Consider the following 15,493-nt stretch of genomic DNA (forward strand, 5'->3'; position numbering starts at 1 on the left):
GGACGGAGTGGGACCGGGAGCAAGACAGAATTTAGGCGACTTTACGTGAGTTGCGTGCCGAGTCACTCTGCAAGGATGCGAAGACCTGACGATATGAGCGTGGCGGCCGAGGACGCGCGTTCGCGAGAGAGCTTTGCTCGATCGCCTTCAATTCCGTAAGGCTCAGGCTTTTTGCGCCCCATCCAGTCGAGAAACTTCACAATTTCCATTCGATCGGACTCTCGTTTTATTGAAAGGCCATGCGTCTCTATCGCGGAATAAATTTTAGAACGCATAGGAGCGAGGCCGGTGTAGAGATAACTGTTGGAACCAAACTCGTATTCAATAGCAGCCTGAAGATCAGACCCGGCAACCGATGTTCGATGCTCTTCTTCCATTACAAGATTGTACAACGCCAATAATGAGCGACGCGTAAGCTGCCGCTCGAATAGCTTTACTGCTGTGACCTCAGCGGAGGTGAAGTCCGGTAGATCACGGACAGCAATGAGAATATTGACCAGATCGCCGACTTGAACGTCTGTGACCAAATCGGGCCTTCGCTCTAGTTCAAGCAATACTCGCTCAAGTTCACTTTTCTGTTCGCGAACATAAAAGCGGTCGGATTCGCTATCTCTTTGTAAAGCATTCAAAAATTTAACTGACCGAAGTCTTCGTCGCAGCTGTGCAAGCTGCTGAGCAGGCGTGCCGGCCAATACGCCAAACTCGTTAATCATCCAATTCGCGCCTTCGTTCACATCCCGTATTGGCGAGGTCATCAATTCGCTCAGACGTTTTTGGCTGTACGGTGTAGCTGACAGGTTAAGTTCGCGTCGGCGATTAACATGAAGATTGACACGCTTCTCGAATTCGTCCTTGGGCCGGAACTTGCGATTGAGCGGATCCCATATCATTCCCCTCTCGAAGAAATTCACTTCTGTGAAGGGATCAAATGTATCCAACTGTCCACTATCGTAGAGCCTGTTGTGGGTACGAGACCTTTGCCAAAGACTGATCGCCTGAAACAGCGCTGCCATAATGACAAGGTCCACCATGGCGCGGGCGGCAAAAGTTAGATGTTTGGCAATCGGGTCGTCGCTGAGCGTCGCATTGTAGGGAGTCTCGATATCGACATTGTAGATTTCCCACCAGTCAACGAACGGAACGGCCTTGGCGAGTTCGGCGCCGAAGAATCGGAGCCAGTCAAAGAAGGCATTATTGCTCGAAAATTGTGGGTCGTAGACGAAGGAATTGGTCCAGCCTTGGAGCTGGTGCAGCGCTAGCGGCACGAGAATAAAGAGCGAGGCGTAGCCGAGTAGTGCTTCATCTTTGAGGTCGTTATCAAAACCAATCTTAATTTCTTTTCCTTGAGTCGTTCGCAGGCGAGAAGCGGTTTCGCGATCCTCTTCGACCCAAGCCCAACGCCGACCTAAAGCTAGCGCGATCAACATTGCAGTTACAATTGGCACCAGTCCCCACGGCGCTGCCAGAACGTAGCCCAAAGCGCTCAACGGCAGAACTACGACAATCACCAAGAGGTGGGGTACAAATGGGCCACACTGGGTCGCTCCGGACAGCGGCGCCACGAACCTGACAAGAACGGAGTCAATTTGACTAACAATTCGCCCGGGGTGCAAGAGACTTAGGCCGTTTGAAGCGGGAGCCGCGATAACGATCTGTTCGTGGCGATTGTTCAAAAATCTCATGACGTGAGGCGTCAAAATAATTGCGAAAAAGACCGAAAGGACCAGCCCGGTGATGAACACACCAAAGTCCTCCTCCATGGTGAACATGTCACCAGCAGCAGCCCAAGCCAGAACGACTAGACCAGACACGACGACTGCGGTCGTCCAGAAACTGAGGTCGCTAACTACATCGCTATAAAATATTTGCCGCTTAGTTCTCTCCGCCTCTTCGAAGGTGAATCTCACAAAACCAGAGACCAACGGAGCAAACGACACAAAAAAAGCCACAACGAAACCGGCCAATTGATGGGCCTCAGCTTCGTCTCCAACAACACTGAGAGTAAGCCCCCCAATCGGCTTCTGCTCAGATGCGAAATAAGCGCATAGCGCTAATGCGCCCAGACTGATCGCAAGATACGCAAAGAACTCGATAAATCCGTGCTCGATCCGTCTGTGCTGATTCTCGGTGCGCTCACGCGGCGGCGTAGACAGCGCCACCCGGTAGCGCATCCAGACTGCCTGGAGCCGCAGCATCTGGAACAGTGTCCAGAACACTATGATCGCGCCCGCCAGACAGGCCGCGAGCACTGGCTGCACCCCATCGGTGCCAAGGATCATGCCGCAGATGAATGCGAACAGGGCTGAAAAACAGGCAAAATTGGTCAGCGTCGCAGGATCGAAGAACCGCGCCGCGCCTTCGCCGCCTTTCGTCTTTACTTCTCGCACGTCCCAACCCACTCATTACGCCCACGTAACGACCTTACTGCTGCCGCCTGAGGTTGAAAAGTAAAATCGGAGGGCGGTGACCGGCGCGCGTCCAGGCCGCCTGACTTTCATCGGCTTCTGGCGTTCCGGGCTGAGAAGGCCTACATGCTCGGCGACACGTTTGCGTATGGATATCGCCCGCCAATGACCGACCTTTCCGTCAATCTCAACGCCGTTGCCCTGCTCCGCAATCGCCGCGACCTGCCCTGGCCGAGCGTCACGGGCCTCGGCCGCATCGCGCTCGAGGCCGGCGCGTCCGGGCTCACGGTCCATCCGCGCCCCGACGAGCGCCACACGCGCCGCTCCGACCTGCCAGAGCTGAAAGCCCTCATCGCCAGCGAATTCCCGGACCGCGAGTTCAACATTGAAGGCTATCCGACCGGTGACTTCCTCACCCTCGTCGAAGAGATCGCCCCGCATCAGGTCACCCTCGTCCCCGATGATCCCGGCCAGGCGACCTCCGACCATGGCTGGGACTTTGTGGCCCAGAAGGACCGCCTCGCCAGCATCGTCGCGCGCCTCAAGCAATCGGGCGCCCGCGTCTCGCTCTTCGCAGATCCCACTCCCATCGGCATCGACGCCGCGCACGCGACCGGCACAGACCGGATCGAGCTTTACACCGGCCCCTATGGTGCCACCTGGGGCGATGACGGTGCCGCCGCGCGCGAAGTCGAACGCCTCGGCGAGACAGCCGATGCCGCCCACGCGCTCGGCCTTGGCGTGAATGCCGGTCATGACCTCACCGTCGCCAATTTGCCCGCCCTTGTCGCGCGCATCCCGAAGCTTGCCGAAGTCTCCATCGGCCACGGCCTCACCGCCGACGCGCTGACCTATGGCATGGCCGAAACGGTGCGCCGCTTCCGCCGCGCCTGCGGACAGGATGCCTAGGCGGTCGCTGCCGCCTCAGCTCGTTTTCATGACTTCCGTCGGCCGGCCGTCAGACCCTAAGAGCGTGTAGCCCGATATTGCCCCGGAAGGATCGCGCCGGAAAATCAGATCGGTGCCATCTTCAAACAGGAACTGATCGACCCCGAGATATTTGAGGCGCTTACGCTCCGCCCCTTCACGCTGATAGGAAAGTCCGTTCTCGTCAGCGGTGATGCGGCGTTCGCCAAATTCGCCAGCAAGGCTGACCGCCATCTCTTCCGGCAAGGCACGCTCGCTTGCCACCCAGGCGCGCTGACGATGCGGCTCCAGCCAGAACCTCTGGCTCTCCAGCACAGGCATACCGACTTTCGGGCGGTCGCCATGAAAAATCACATCTGGCCGGTGCAGCGTTCTGGAGCCAATCTTCACATCGCCATCGATCGTGGCGCCGTAGACGGGCACGGTCTTGAAGACGGTCGTGGCGGTTCCGACCTGCCGTGGCGGCGCAACCAGCGGCAGCGAGTCGATCATCTCTTCCGGGAACTGGAGCGCACCGTCCTTTCCCGTGTCGATTATCGCGCTCATTTCACCGCTTACGCCCTCGACCGAAATCGACATGACCGGCAGACCGTCTCCCGGCTTGCCAGAATAAGGCATGGCATTCGGGACAGGCATCGGCTCAGCCGTGCCCCGGCGCACATAAACGCTCTGCTTTGGCATATTCATGAAGACCAGGCTGCCCTCAAAAAGGGCCGGCCCGATAATCCCGCACTCGTCGCCGTCCCGATAGTCGGTAACATCCATGACCGGCTCGGGCAGCCTGATGGAGCCGAGCTGCATATCCGGCACCCTGGCCGCATAAGTCTCGATCGTGTGGCCCTCCGCATCGGTGATGAAGGACTTGTGATTGGGCAATCTGGACAGGCCGAACTGGTCGAAAATCTGCTTGTTGATCATGTTCCCGTTTGAGCCGGTGTCGAACAAGACCGGAACCGGTACACCGCCGCCGGATGACATAAGCGCCATCGGCCGATGGTTCGCGATGTAGAGATCGAACACCCCTTCAACATCGCCTTTCGGGGCCACATCAGCGCCGCTTGTCCCGCCGGTTTGTGCGGCCGCTCCACCGACAAGTTTGCTCGCCTGCGCGCCCGCACACCCCGCCAGCGCCGCGCCACCCATGATCTGGGCCATTGCTGCCCGGCGAGAGACTGATCTAGACATCTGCAACAACCCTGTTTTGAATTTAGTTCGATTAGTACTAAATTGCTATTTAGCCACTGGAGTCCTGTCAAGTGTTGAGCGAACTGGAAGGCGCGATCATGCTCGAAATCCATCTGCGGGGGCGCTCAACCGCCTTCCAGGTGCGCAGCGCATTCCAGACCTCCCTGACGCCAGACTGGAGCGGCAGCGCAGGCGCCGTTTATCCCGCGATCAAGCGGCTCGAGGCGGCCGGGCTCATCGCCAGCAAGGCCCTCGAAGACCGCCGGGGCACGCGGTCTCTGTCAGCCACTGAGCAAGGCATCGCCGCGCTCCATGACTGGGCGACCGCGCCAGATCTGGCCTGCAAGCTCAATGCTGACCCTTTCCGGACAAGGGTGGATTATCTGAAGTCGCTGCCGCCCCGCCAACGAAAGCAGGTCCTGGCCGACATCCTGGCGGCAATGGAGCAAAGCCTCTCCGACATGCAGGCACTGCTTCAGACCGACCACGACATGAAAGCCACCTCCAACGCGCTGGCCGGCGAAGCCCTGCGCTTGCGCATGGAATGGATAAAGGACGCCACGTCGGAAGACTGAGGTTCAGGCGCTAACCACACGGAGCGCGCGCGTGTCCAAATTGGCCAGCGCCTCTTCGGCCATGAGCTCATAACAGCCGCAACGCCGCCCCAACTACCTCCTCCCAACCGCGCTCATCAAAGACGGCCCAAGGCGCTTCGGGCAGCCAGTCCGGCACGCTCACATCCGCCGGCACATCGCCCGGCCAGCTGACCTTGCCGTCCGGCTCCAGCACCGCCCCACGCGCTCTCAGCCCGGCATAGTAAACCGTCACTGTGTCCCAGGCCGTCCACGGATCCGGCGACACACGCGCGAGAAAGGCCGCCACCTGCTCCGCGCTTCGATCATCCTGCGCATCCGCAGCGGCGCGCCGGGCACCCAGCCGCGCCAGCATGCGTTCAACGCGCCGTGCCTCAGCCTCGCAGGCGGCCGCCTCATCGACGCGCCCTACTTCCTGCAGGCTGAGCGCCCAACCGATCAGCCGCTCGATCCGCGCCGCCTCGGTCTCGGCATCCAGCTCGGCTCGCTGCAGCCCACAGCGCTGCGCCCAGAGCTTGCCCGTGCTCTCAGCGATCCGCGACTTCGCCGCGGCCTTGGCAAAGGACAGCCCGCTCGACAGCGCGGCATAGAAAGCCAGCAGCGTCAGGATGCGCCCCGGCGGTATCTCTGTGATATCGGCGCGCGTCTGCATGCCCTTTGATCATACGCTAAACGGCCCACGGTCGGAGCGATTGGCCGAAGGATGAAGGGCGGCGGGCGATGCGGCGAGGAAAGCACGCCGTCCATCCGCCGCTTGGCTTGTTTACCGGCGGCCTGCGCCGGGGCCGGCACACCATCGGCCTGAAATCGGCCTAGGATCGGCCTGGAATCGGCCCGGAATCGGCCTGCCGGATTTGCGGGATAGCGACGAAAACGTCCGCCCTGAAATTCAGTGATTCTCCAACCGGTCCCGAACCAGCTCGAGCCAGGCCGCCTGACGGTGGATGAGGCTGACCATGTCATCCGGGTCGCCCGCCGCGATCAGACGATCAAGCCAGACGCGCGTAACGCTGCACTGGCTCTCGATCCAGTCGAGAAGCTGCATCTGCTCGATGGTAGACGCGCCGTCTGCTTCACCGGCCCGCCTGTTGTAGCGATTACAGATCGCATCGTGCCGCAGCTCGGTCGCGAGGCTGTCTGCAGCGTGTGTCATGCCCCCCGACGGCGCAGGCCCCGACAGGCTTCTCTCCCCACTCAGCGCGTCCCGTCCAAGATATGCCATCCCAATCTCCTTGCTGCCATAGTTGCGAATGCTTCTCATTTGCACACGCTCTTTTGCGAGTCGTCAAGTCCCTGTCTCCCCGCGCTGGCGCTTGCTGCTACATCTCGCCCCATCCCCTGACGCTGGAGAAGGCCTTGACCTTGCCAGCCCGAACGCCCCTATACGCTTCAGATAAGAGGAAATACGGATAGGTTGATGGCAGACAGTTTTCTTTCTCTGAGCGCCGGTTTTGAAGACGCCACGGAAGCCCAGTGGCTGGAAGCGGTAGAGAAGGCTCTGAAAGGCGGCGGCATCGAGCGCATCACGCGCCACACAGATGACGGTATCGCCGTTCGACCGCTCTATCGCGAAAGCGATTTTCAAAGCTCAACCGACCCGCTCGGCGCGCCCGGCGATGCGCCCTACCTGCGCGGCGACACCGCAGAGCCAGACGCTTTCCTGCCCTGGGATATCCGTCAGACCTTCACGCACCCTGACCCAGCCGAGACAAATACCGAGATCCTGCGCGACCTTGAGCGCGGCGTCTCTTCTGTTGAGATTGCTGTTGATTGTACCGGCGCGAATGGCGTTGCCATCCACGATGCAACGACACTGGCCACCGCGCTGGACGGCGTTCGCGCAGACATTGCCACCATTGCACTCGACCATCGCGGCGCAGGCTCCGGCACATCGATTGCCGGATTGCTCGCGCTCTGGGGCGAGAAAAGCGGGGAGGCCGCCAAGCTTCAATTTGCCTTTAACATTGACCCGATCGGTCTGCTGATGCGCACCGGCGAGATTGAGGGCGGAATCGACGACGCCTTCGTCCGCACAGCCGAACTCTCGCGCCTGCTTTGTCTTCGCTATCCCAAGTCGACAACGCTCCGCGTCGATGCTCGCACTGTGCACGAGGCCGGTGGGTCTGAGGCCCAGGAACTGGGCGCGCTGATGGCCCATGCTGTCGACACAATGCGCCGCCTCGACAAGGTCGGCTACGACATCAACGCCGTCCCGGCGCAGACCATCTTCACCGTCGCAACCGGCGCCAATTACGGCCTCGAAATCGCAAAGCTCCGCGCCGCCCGCCGCCTCTGGGCGCGCGTGCTGGACGCGATGGAGCTTGATGCCGAACCGATGAAACTGCAGGCCGTCAGCTCCGCCCGGATGCTGACGCGCTATGATGCCTGGACCAATATGCTCCGCAACACAGCCGCCGGTTTCGCAGCCTCCGTTGGTGGCGCAGACATCGTCACCGTCCGCGCGTTCAACGAAGCGCTCGGCACGCCTGAAGAGCTTGGACGCAGGACCGCCCGCAATACGCAGATCATCGCCATGGAAGAGTCCCGCCTCGGCCGCGTCGCCGACCCGGCCGGCGGCTCATGGTTCGAAGAGACGCTCGCTGACGACCTCGCCGAAGCCGCCTGGAAAGAGTTTCAGGCCATTGAAGCTGAAGGCGGCCTCGTCCAGAGCCTGATGGATGGCAAGCTCCAAAGCCGCATCGCCGACATGCGCGATACCCGCTTCAAGGCCATCGCGAAACGCAAGGTGCCGATCACCGGCGTCAGCGAGTTTCCGCTGCTCGACGCCGACGACGCGCCTATCGCCGATGTCGATTTTGAGAGCTCGGCAACATCCGTCTCGAGCGAAGGGCTCCGCAGCTTCCTGAAAGACCTGCCGGAGAAGGACGGCGCACCCACCACCGCCGCCGCCCTCCAGCCGATCCACCTCGCCCGCGACTTTGAAGCCCTGCGCGACCGCGCCAATGGGTACGAAGCGGCCAAAGGCGCGCGCCCGTCCACCTACATTGCAACACTCGGCCCGCTTGCCGAGCACAATGCCCGGGTCGACTTTGTCCGTAACCTCTTCGCCGCTGGCGGCATCGAGGCAAAGGAGCCGCCTGTCCCGCCCGCTACACCAGAAGACACCGCCGCCGGCTTCAAGGCGTCTAGCTGCCGCATTGCCGTCATCTGCGGCGCCGACAAGCGCTATGAGGATGAAGCCGTAGAAGCCGCTGAAGCGCTGAAGAAGGCCGGCGCCCAACGCGTCTTCCTGGCCGGCAAATTCGAAGGCGCCGGTATCGACACCAACCTCTTCATGGGCTGCGACGCTGTCGATGTCCTCGAACTCGCGCAAGCCGAGATTGGAGTCGCAAAATGAAGCGCGCGGCTATTCCCGCCCTGATCATCACCTCACTGGCGCTGAGCCCTTCGGCCTCGGCGCTCACGCTGATGGACATCTTCGGCAAATGGAATTGTTCGGTGCAGATCAATGACAACACCGGCGAGGGACAGCACACGCAGTTCTACGGTTTCGGTGGAGCATCCTGGCGCGATGGCGAAATGGAGATGATCCTGGACAATGGCGTTGTCGCCAACATCTCCTACAAGCTGGTGGCGACGATCACTGTCGATGGCGACCTGATCACCGAAAGCGATTACAAATTCTCAAGAGCCGAAGGCTTCATCAATGGCGTTTCTTCTGACGAGATGGCCCAGGCGATCAAGGACGGTCTCGTCAACGGCCCACCTACCGAAGCCCGAATTCTCCACGTCGACGATCGCACGCTCATCACGAGTGCCGACAACGAACTCACCTCCTGCACGAAAGTGGACTGAGGCATGACAAATTTCCCCGATTTCACCAAGCTCGACCTCGAAACGCCAGATGCGACGGCGCCGTCTGACGCCAGAAAACGCACGCTGGACACGCCGGAAGGCATCGACCTGGCAACAGCTTATTCAGCTGAGGACACGCAAGGCCTCGACTTTCTCGACGACTTCCCCGGCCTAGCGCCGTTCGGTCGTGGTCCCTACCCGACCATGTATACCCAGCGGCCCTGGACCGTCCGGCAATATGCCGGTTTCTCGACCGCTGAAGACTCCAACGCCTTCTACCGGCGCAACCTCGCAGCCGGCCAGAAAGGCCTGTCGGTCGCGTTCGATCTGGCCACCCACCGCGGCTACGACTCTGACCATGTCCGCGTGACCGGCGATGTCGGCATGGCAGGCGTTGCCATCGACAGCATCTACGACATGCGCACGCTCTTCTCGGGCATTCCGCTCGACCAGATGTCGGTGTCGATGACGATGAATGGCGCCGTGCTGCCCATCCTCGCGCTCTATATCGCCGCCGCCGAAGAACAAGGCGTTTCCCCAGACAAGCTCGCCGGGACGATCCAGAACGACATTCTCAAAGAGTTCATGGTGCGGAATACCTATATCTATCCGCCCAAGCCAAGCATGCGCATTATTTCGGACATCTTCGCCTACACGTCTGAAAACATGCCGAAATATAACTCCATCTCCATCTCCGGCTATCACATGCAGGAAGCCGGTGCGACAGCGGACCTGGAGCTGGCCTACACGCTCGCAGATGGCATCGAATACATTCGCGCTGGCGTTGCCGCTGGCCTCGATGTCGACAAGTTCGCCCCGCGCCTCTCCTTCTTCTGGGCGATCGGCATGAACACCTTCATGGAAGTCGCCAAGATGCGCGCCGCCCGTCTCTTGTGGGCCAAACTGGTCGAGAAGGAGTTCTCGCCGAAGAATCCGAAGTCCCTGTCTCTGCGCACGCACAGCCAGACCTCCGGCTGGTCGCTGACGGCGCAGGACGTCTACAACAATGTCATCCGCACCTGCCTTGAAGCCATTGCGGCTGTCGGCGGACAGACCCAGTCGCTGCACACCAACAGCTTCGACGAAGCGCTTGCCCTGCCGACCGACTTCTCGGCCCGCATCTCGCGCAACACGCAGCTCTTCCTGCAGCAGGAAGGCGGCGCCTGCCAGACCATCGATCCGTGGGGCGGCTCCTACTATGTCGAGCGCCTGACACACGATCTCGCCGCCAAGGCGCTTGAGCATATCGAGGAAGTCGAGAAGCTCGGCGGCATGCGCAAGGCCATCGAGGAAGGCGTGCCGAAGCTGCGCATCGAAGAAGCGGCCGCCCGCACGCAGGCGCGCATCGATAGCGGCGAGCAGACCGTTGTCGGCGTCAACAAGTTCCACCTCGACCAGGATGAGGATGTGCCGGTGCTGAAGGTGGACAATGCCACCGTCCGCCGCATGCAGCTCGACAAGCTCGCGCGCCTGAAGAAGGACCGCAATCAGGCTGAGGTCGACGCCAAGCTCGATGCCATTGCTGCCGCTGCCGCTGGCACCGAAGGCAACCTGCTTGCGCTCGCCGTCGATGCCGCCCGCGCCAAGGCGACCGTCGGTGAAATCTCCGAGGCCGTTGAGCGCAGCCAGGGCCGCCACCAGGCCGTCATCCGCTCCATCAAGGGCGTCTATGGTGGCTCCATCGGCAAGGACGACAAGGCAGCGGAAGCCCGCAACCTCGCTGAGGCCTTCGCTGGCAAGCATGGCCGCAAACCCCGGATCTACATCGCGAAAATGGGTCAGGACGGTCATGATCGCGGCCAGAAGGTCGTTGCGTCAGCCCTCATGGATCTTGGCTGGGAGGTCGAAATCGGCCCCCTCTTCCAGACGCCAGAGGAAGCCGCCCGCGATGCCCGGGCAAAGGATGTCGATATCGTCGCGGCCTCATCGCTGGCAGCCGGTCACCTGACGCTGGTGCCTGAGCTGAAGCGAGCTCTCGGTAATGAAGGCGCTGTCAACACGCAGATCATGGTCGGCGGCGTCATCCCGCCCGGCGATTTCGACGCGCTTCGCACGGCCGGTGCAACCGCCATTTTCCCGCCGGGCACGGTGATCGCCGACGCCGCTCGCGCCATGCTGGAATCGCTTGAGGACGATCCCGTCAATTCAGCAGCAGAGTAATCAGATGGCACGTCTTGTGGGGAGACTGGCCCTGGTTGTGGATGCCCTGGTGATCGGTTCGATCATGAGCATCATCGGCGCGCTCTTCTCGCGTGATCACTGGTTTTTCGACGTTCTCTCGCAATTTCTGTTGCCTTCGATCTGGATGCTGGTCGCTGGGCCGATCCTGCTGATCGGCCTGATCATCGCAGGTGCGAGCGCCCGCCACGGACTTTTTGGCGCTGCCGCACTGTGCGGTCTCGTCATCGGCGCGCCAATTCTGCATGCCCCGAATCCGGAAGCCATTTCGGGCGCCCCCCAACTGAAGATCTACCAGCACAATATTTACGTCGAAAACACTGTCATCGACCGGATCGTTGACGAGGTTGAGCGCGATCAGCCCGATATTCTCGCCTTGGTCGAAGTTCGCGAAGACATGATCGAACCGCATGTGGCGCGCTTGCGCCAGACCTGGCCGCACACCGCCGTTGCCCGCTCACCGAGCCAGGGCAAGGCACGCCTGCGCCTGTTCTCGAAGTATCCGATCACAAACTACCAGGTTCGCAAGCACGATGGCGAGCCTGCCACACTGCGCGCCGAGCTGGAGACGCCGCTGGGCGGCCTGACCGTGTTCGTGGTTCATTTCACCCGCCCCTGGCCCTTCCGCCCGCCCAATGAGCAGATGCTTCAATATGAGGGGCTGGCAGACATGCTGGCCGAGGAGTCCGGGCCACTTCTGGTGCTCGGCGACTTCAATTCGGCGCCGTGGGGGAGAATTGGCCGTGCGATGGAAGATGACCTGGGCTTCCAGCTCGCCAACAGGCGCGCCGTTGGCACCTGGCCAGGCCGCATCAACATCGATGACATCATGAACACACCGGGAATTCCGCGATTTGTCGCCATCCCGATCGATCTCGCTTTCTGCCGCGGGCCGATCGTGTGCACCGGGCATGAGGTCGGTATGAATCTCGGTTCCGATCATCGCTATGCCACATTCTTGATGTCTCTGGCGCCTCAAGAATAGTCAGGTCGATCGTCAGTCATCCGGCGTTCACCTGCAAATTCTACAATTACAGGCACCAGAATTGATTCAGGGACCCGACATGAAAACAGCACTCCTTCTCGCCAGCGCAGCCTTTCTGGGCATGACGGCAACCGCTCAGCCGATGACAGCGAGCGACGCTGAAGACGTTCTCACCAATTACGGAGCAACGCTCACTTCATCCACGGCAGTCGGCGAAGATGCTCACACGATCGACGCGCAAATTGACGATATCAATATGACCGTAAGGCTCGGCGGCTGCGATGCAGATGCGCTGTGCAGCTACGCCATGATGTTCGCGACGTTCGACCTCGGCGCAGCCGCGGATCAGTCGACGCTTGAAAAAACCAATGGTTACAATGACAGCTTTCCGTTCGGCCGCGCCTTTGTCATCCCCGGCGAAGATGGCGAAGACATTGTCGGCATCGACTATGTCATCGATATCTCGTCCGACGCGAATCTCGACGGCGCAGACATCGCGCGCTTCGAGGAAATTCTGAACAGCTACATCACGCACTGGACGGCTGAAAACTAATCTGTGACCGCGCAGCATTCCGGCAGACAACCAGACCTGCAGCAGTTTCAGCAAATGGCTGAAGCTGCCTATCTCGGCTTGCCCGAAAGCTTCCGGCACGCTGCCGGCCGGATCGTGATCCACGCGCAGGACTATGCAGACCGGGAGGTGCTCGATCATTTCGGCATTACCGATCCGCTGGAACTGACCGGTCTCTACCAGGGTATTCCGCTGATCCATGACAGCGTCACCTTCCCGATGCCGGAAAACCCGCGGATTTTTCTCTATCGCCTTCCCCTGCTCGCAGAGCTCGAAACACGCCCGGATGTGACGCTGACCGAGCTGATCGAGCATGTCGTCATCCACGAACTTGGACATCACTTCGGATGGTCGGATGAGGAGATGCATCGCCTTCTCGACGAAGATTAAGGCCGCAGCCCGCTTGCACCCGTCATCGCCGCGCTGAATAACAGGGGACAAAACAGATGAGTGGGAGGCACCGATGAAGGGCTTTGGACAATACGATGCAACGGGCTTGGCCGAACTGGTCGCCAAGCGCGACGTATCACCGGAAGAATTGCTGACATCGGCGCTCGAAGCGGCTGAAGCGGCGCAAGCCGACCTCAATTGCTTTACGCGTTTTTTTGACGGGCCTGCGCGCGAGCAGATCAGCAATGGTCTTTCGGACGGCCCGTTCAAAGGCGTGCCTTTCGCGACGAAGGATCTCGGCGTCAAACTGAAGGGCCAGCCAATGACCAATGGCTCGCGCGCCTTCAAGGACAATGTCGCGGACATGGATGCGACGCTGACCGAACGCTATCGGAAGGCCGGTCTTGTCATCTTCGCGCAGACGACCAGCCCGGAATTCGGGCTCACCACGTCGACAGAAAGCGCGCTCTACGGACTGACGCGCAATCCCTGGAACACCGCCCACACATCGGGCGGCTCTTCAGGCGGCGCGTCGGCCTGCGTTGCGTCCGGCGTGATCCCCATGGCTCATGCCAGCGATGGAGGCGGCTCTATCCGCATACCGGCAGCCTGCACGGGGCTTGTAGGCCTCAAGCCATCACGCGGGCGCGTGCCGATGGGGCCGCCGCTCAGCGAAAACTGGTTCGGCCTTTCGACCAATCACTGTGTCTCTCACAGCGTTCGCGACAGCGCCGCGCTGCTGGACGCGACCCATGGTCAGGAACCTGGCGCGCGCTATGTCGCCCCGGCGCCAGCGAGCAGCTTCCTCAAAGCCTCCAAAACCGATCCGAAGCCTCTGAAGATAGCGCTCTGGACCAGCGCGCCCAACGGCGTCCGCCCCGGCGAGGAGGCGCAGGCTGGCCTTGAGCGGACGTGCGCGCTGCTTCGCGATCTGGGACACATTGTGGAAGAGGCGGCCCCAGCCCTCGATGGCGAAGCGCTCGGCAAAGGCATGATGATGATCGTGTCATCCGCCATGGCAGCCATCGCCGATGAGCGGGAAGCGACGCTGGGCCGCAAGATCGGCGCGGACGATTTTGAACCGGTCAGCCTGCGCTTCATTGAGCTTGGCCGCACGGTTCCGATGGCTGAGCTGGTCAAAACAAATTCAGCCTTCACCGAAGCGGCCTGGGTCCTTGAACAATTCATGCAGACGGGCGGGTACGATCTGCTGCTCGCGCCCACCCTATCGCAGCCACCTGTGGAACTGGGCGTGCTGAGCCTCGACCCGTCCGACTTTGATGCCTATGGCGAAGCGGTCACGACCTTTGCCCCCTGGTGTCCTGTGTTCAATCAGGCGGGCTGGCCAGCCATCTCGCTGCCGCTCCATATCACCCAAGAGGGTTTGCCACTGGGCATGATGTTCGGCGCGCGTCTGGGCCGAGAAGATTTGCTGTATTCGATCGCAGGACAGCTTGAGCGAGCGGCACCCTGGACGGACCGGCGCGCACCCATCTGGTTTGGATGAGGATGAAATGACCGATCAGCTCTCAACTTTTCAAGGCGGCTGTCACTGCGGTGCGGTACGCTTCGAAACCGACCTGCGGGACCATGTCGAGGTGGAAGATTGCAATTGCTCGATCTGCGCAATGAGCGGCAATGATCATATCATCGTACCAGCCAGCCGTTTCCGGCTGCTCCAAGGCGCCGACCAGTTAACCGAGTACCGCTTCAATTCAGGGACCGCGCGGCATCTCTTCTGCAAGATCTGCGGCATCAAGAGCTTTTACGTCCCGCGCTCCAATCCGGACGGCTACGCAGTCACCTGGCGCTGCCTCGACGACTGCCAGGACATGGACGCCCGACTGGAGCAATTTGATGGACAGAACTGGGAAGCCAACGCGGCCGCGCTTGCACACAAGTCCAGGGACTAGCTAGTCGCGCGCCGGCGGCGGAGGCTCTCTTTGGCCGTCTCGTTCACCCCTGCGGGTGCGGCGGCGGTCAAAACGCTCGTCCATGTCCTCCAGCCAGGCCCCGAGGGCTTCGCGCTCACTCTCGTCGAGATCGGCCAGGGCTTCGGTCAATGAGGCCTGAAAGCGTTCATTCAGAACGATGTCTGCGGCCCGTATGTCGGCAAAGGCCTGCTCGACCGCCTCTTGATCGAACGGCGTCTGCAGCATGGCTTCGCGTAAGCGACGCTGAGCCTCGCGCTTTTCGTCGATGAGGGCACGGGAATCGGCAAAAGCCTGGCGAAACGCCTGGCGGATTTGCTTGCGTTCGCTGTCGGGCACGACGCTCTGAATGCCGCGCGCAATCATGAAATCAGGGTTTGCCCGCCCCGGCCCACGGTGACGCTTATCCGGCTTGCCCAGTATCGAACCGGCAACCAGACCGATCAGCAGCGCATTCGCGACTAGCGACACAATCAGCGCGATGGTCAGAGGAGAAAATTTCTTCATACCGC

General features: G+C 60.9%; 15 protein-coding genes. 10 read left to right on the forward strand and 5 right to left on the reverse strand.

What is annotated here, in order from left to right; genetic code table 11:
• Window positions 1–62: 62 nt before the first annotated feature.
• A complete protein-coding gene (locus WNY37_RS12920; protein ID WP_342973800.1) occupies window positions 63–2,399 on the reverse strand; it encodes a hypothetical protein in 2,337 nt (778 codons plus the stop codon).
• Between the two features lie 171 nt (window positions 2,400–2,570).
• Between WNY37_RS12920 and WNY37_RS12925 the strand changes: the two genes are divergently transcribed.
• Window positions 2,571–3,314 (forward strand): pyridoxine 5'-phosphate synthase, encoded by a 744-nt coding sequence (locus WNY37_RS12925; RefSeq protein ID WP_342973801.1) that lies wholly within the window; start codon window positions 2,571–2,573, stop codon window positions 3,312–3,314.
• 15 nt (window positions 3,315–3,329) lie between these two features.
• Here the strand turns inward: WNY37_RS12925 and WNY37_RS12930 are convergent, their stop codons facing one another.
• A complete protein-coding gene (locus tag WNY37_RS12930; protein ID WP_342973802.1) occupies window positions 3,330–4,517 on the reverse strand; it encodes a retropepsin-like aspartic protease in 1,188 nt (395 codons plus the stop codon).
• Window positions 4,518–4,588: 71 nt separating this feature from the next.
• Here WNY37_RS12930 and WNY37_RS12935 point away from each other — a divergent pair, with 71 nt between their 5' ends.
• Entirely contained in the window at window positions 4,589–5,092 is a 504-nt protein-coding gene (locus WNY37_RS12935; protein WP_342973803.1) for a PadR family transcriptional regulator, read from the forward strand.
• 67 nt (window positions 5,093–5,159) lie between these two features.
• On the opposite strand, the gene WNY37_RS12940 is transcribed toward WNY37_RS12935, so the two are convergent.
• On the reverse strand, window positions 5,160–5,762 hold the full coding sequence (locus tag WNY37_RS12940) for a hypothetical protein (RefSeq protein WP_342973804.1): 603 nt from the start codon (window positions 5,760–5,762) through the stop codon (window positions 5,160–5,162).
• Between the two features lie 237 nt (window positions 5,763–5,999).
• Window positions 6,000–6,332, reverse strand: coding sequence for a hypothetical protein (locus WNY37_RS12945; RefSeq protein WP_342973805.1), 333 nt, complete (start codon window positions 6,330–6,332; stop codon window positions 6,000–6,002).
• A gap of 195 nt (window positions 6,333–6,527) precedes the next feature.
• On the opposite strand from WNY37_RS12945, the gene WNY37_RS12950 reads away from it, so the two are divergent.
• The 8 genes from WNY37_RS12950 to WNY37_RS12985 all read left to right on the forward strand — a co-directional run bounded on the left by WNY37_RS12950 (window position 6,528) and on the right by WNY37_RS12985 (window position 14,963).
• A complete protein-coding gene (locus WNY37_RS12950) occupies window positions 6,528–8,468 on the forward strand; it encodes a methylmalonyl-CoA mutase family protein (protein ID WP_342973806.1) in 1,941 nt (646 codons plus the stop codon).
• Entirely contained in the window at window positions 8,465–8,926 is a 462-nt protein-coding gene (locus WNY37_RS12955; protein ID WP_342973807.1) for a hypothetical protein, read from the forward strand. Before WNY37_RS12950 ends, WNY37_RS12955 begins: the two co-directional genes overlap by 4 nt.
• 3 nt (window positions 8,927–8,929) lie before the next feature.
• Window positions 8,930–11,086, forward strand: coding sequence for a methylmalonyl-CoA mutase (gene scpA, locus WNY37_RS12960; RefSeq protein WP_342973808.1), 2,157 nt, complete (start codon window positions 8,930–8,932; stop codon window positions 11,084–11,086).
• Window positions 11,087–11,090: 4 nt separating this feature from the next.
• Window positions 11,091–12,089, forward strand: a complete 999-nt coding sequence (locus tag WNY37_RS12965) for an endonuclease/exonuclease/phosphatase family protein (RefSeq protein WP_342973809.1) — start codon at window positions 11,091–11,093, stop codon at window positions 12,087–12,089.
• Window positions 12,090–12,168: 79 nt separating this feature from the next.
• Complete coding sequence (locus tag WNY37_RS12970) at window positions 12,169–12,642, forward strand: YbjN domain-containing protein (protein WP_342973810.1); 474 nt, start codon at window positions 12,169–12,171, stop codon at window positions 12,640–12,642.
• A 54-nt stretch (window positions 12,643–12,696) separates the two neighbouring features.
• Window positions 12,697–13,050, forward strand: a complete 354-nt coding sequence (locus tag WNY37_RS12975) for a metallopeptidase family protein (protein ID WP_342973811.1) — start codon at window positions 12,697–12,699, stop codon at window positions 13,048–13,050.
• Between the two features lie 73 nt (window positions 13,051–13,123).
• On the forward strand, window positions 13,124–14,557 hold the full coding sequence (locus WNY37_RS12980) for an amidase (RefSeq protein ID WP_342973812.1): 1,434 nt from the start codon (window positions 13,124–13,126) through the stop codon (window positions 14,555–14,557).
• Between the two features lie 7 nt (window positions 14,558–14,564).
• Window positions 14,565–14,963, forward strand: coding sequence for a GFA family protein (locus WNY37_RS12985; RefSeq protein ID WP_342973813.1), 399 nt, complete (start codon window positions 14,565–14,567; stop codon window positions 14,961–14,963).
• Here WNY37_RS12985 and WNY37_RS12990 read toward each other — a convergent pair whose 3' ends face one another.
• The gene (locus WNY37_RS12990; protein WP_342973814.1) at window positions 14,964–15,488 is read right to left on the reverse strand and encodes a periplasmic heavy metal sensor; all 525 of its coding nucleotides are present in this window, start codon (window positions 15,486–15,488) and stop codon (window positions 14,964–14,966) included.
• Window positions 15,489–15,493 lie beyond the last annotated feature (5 nt).

It is taken from the genome of Henriciella sp. AS95 (genome assembly GCF_038900055.1).
GTDB lineage: Bacteria > Pseudomonadota > Alphaproteobacteria > Caulobacterales > Hyphomonadaceae > Henriciella.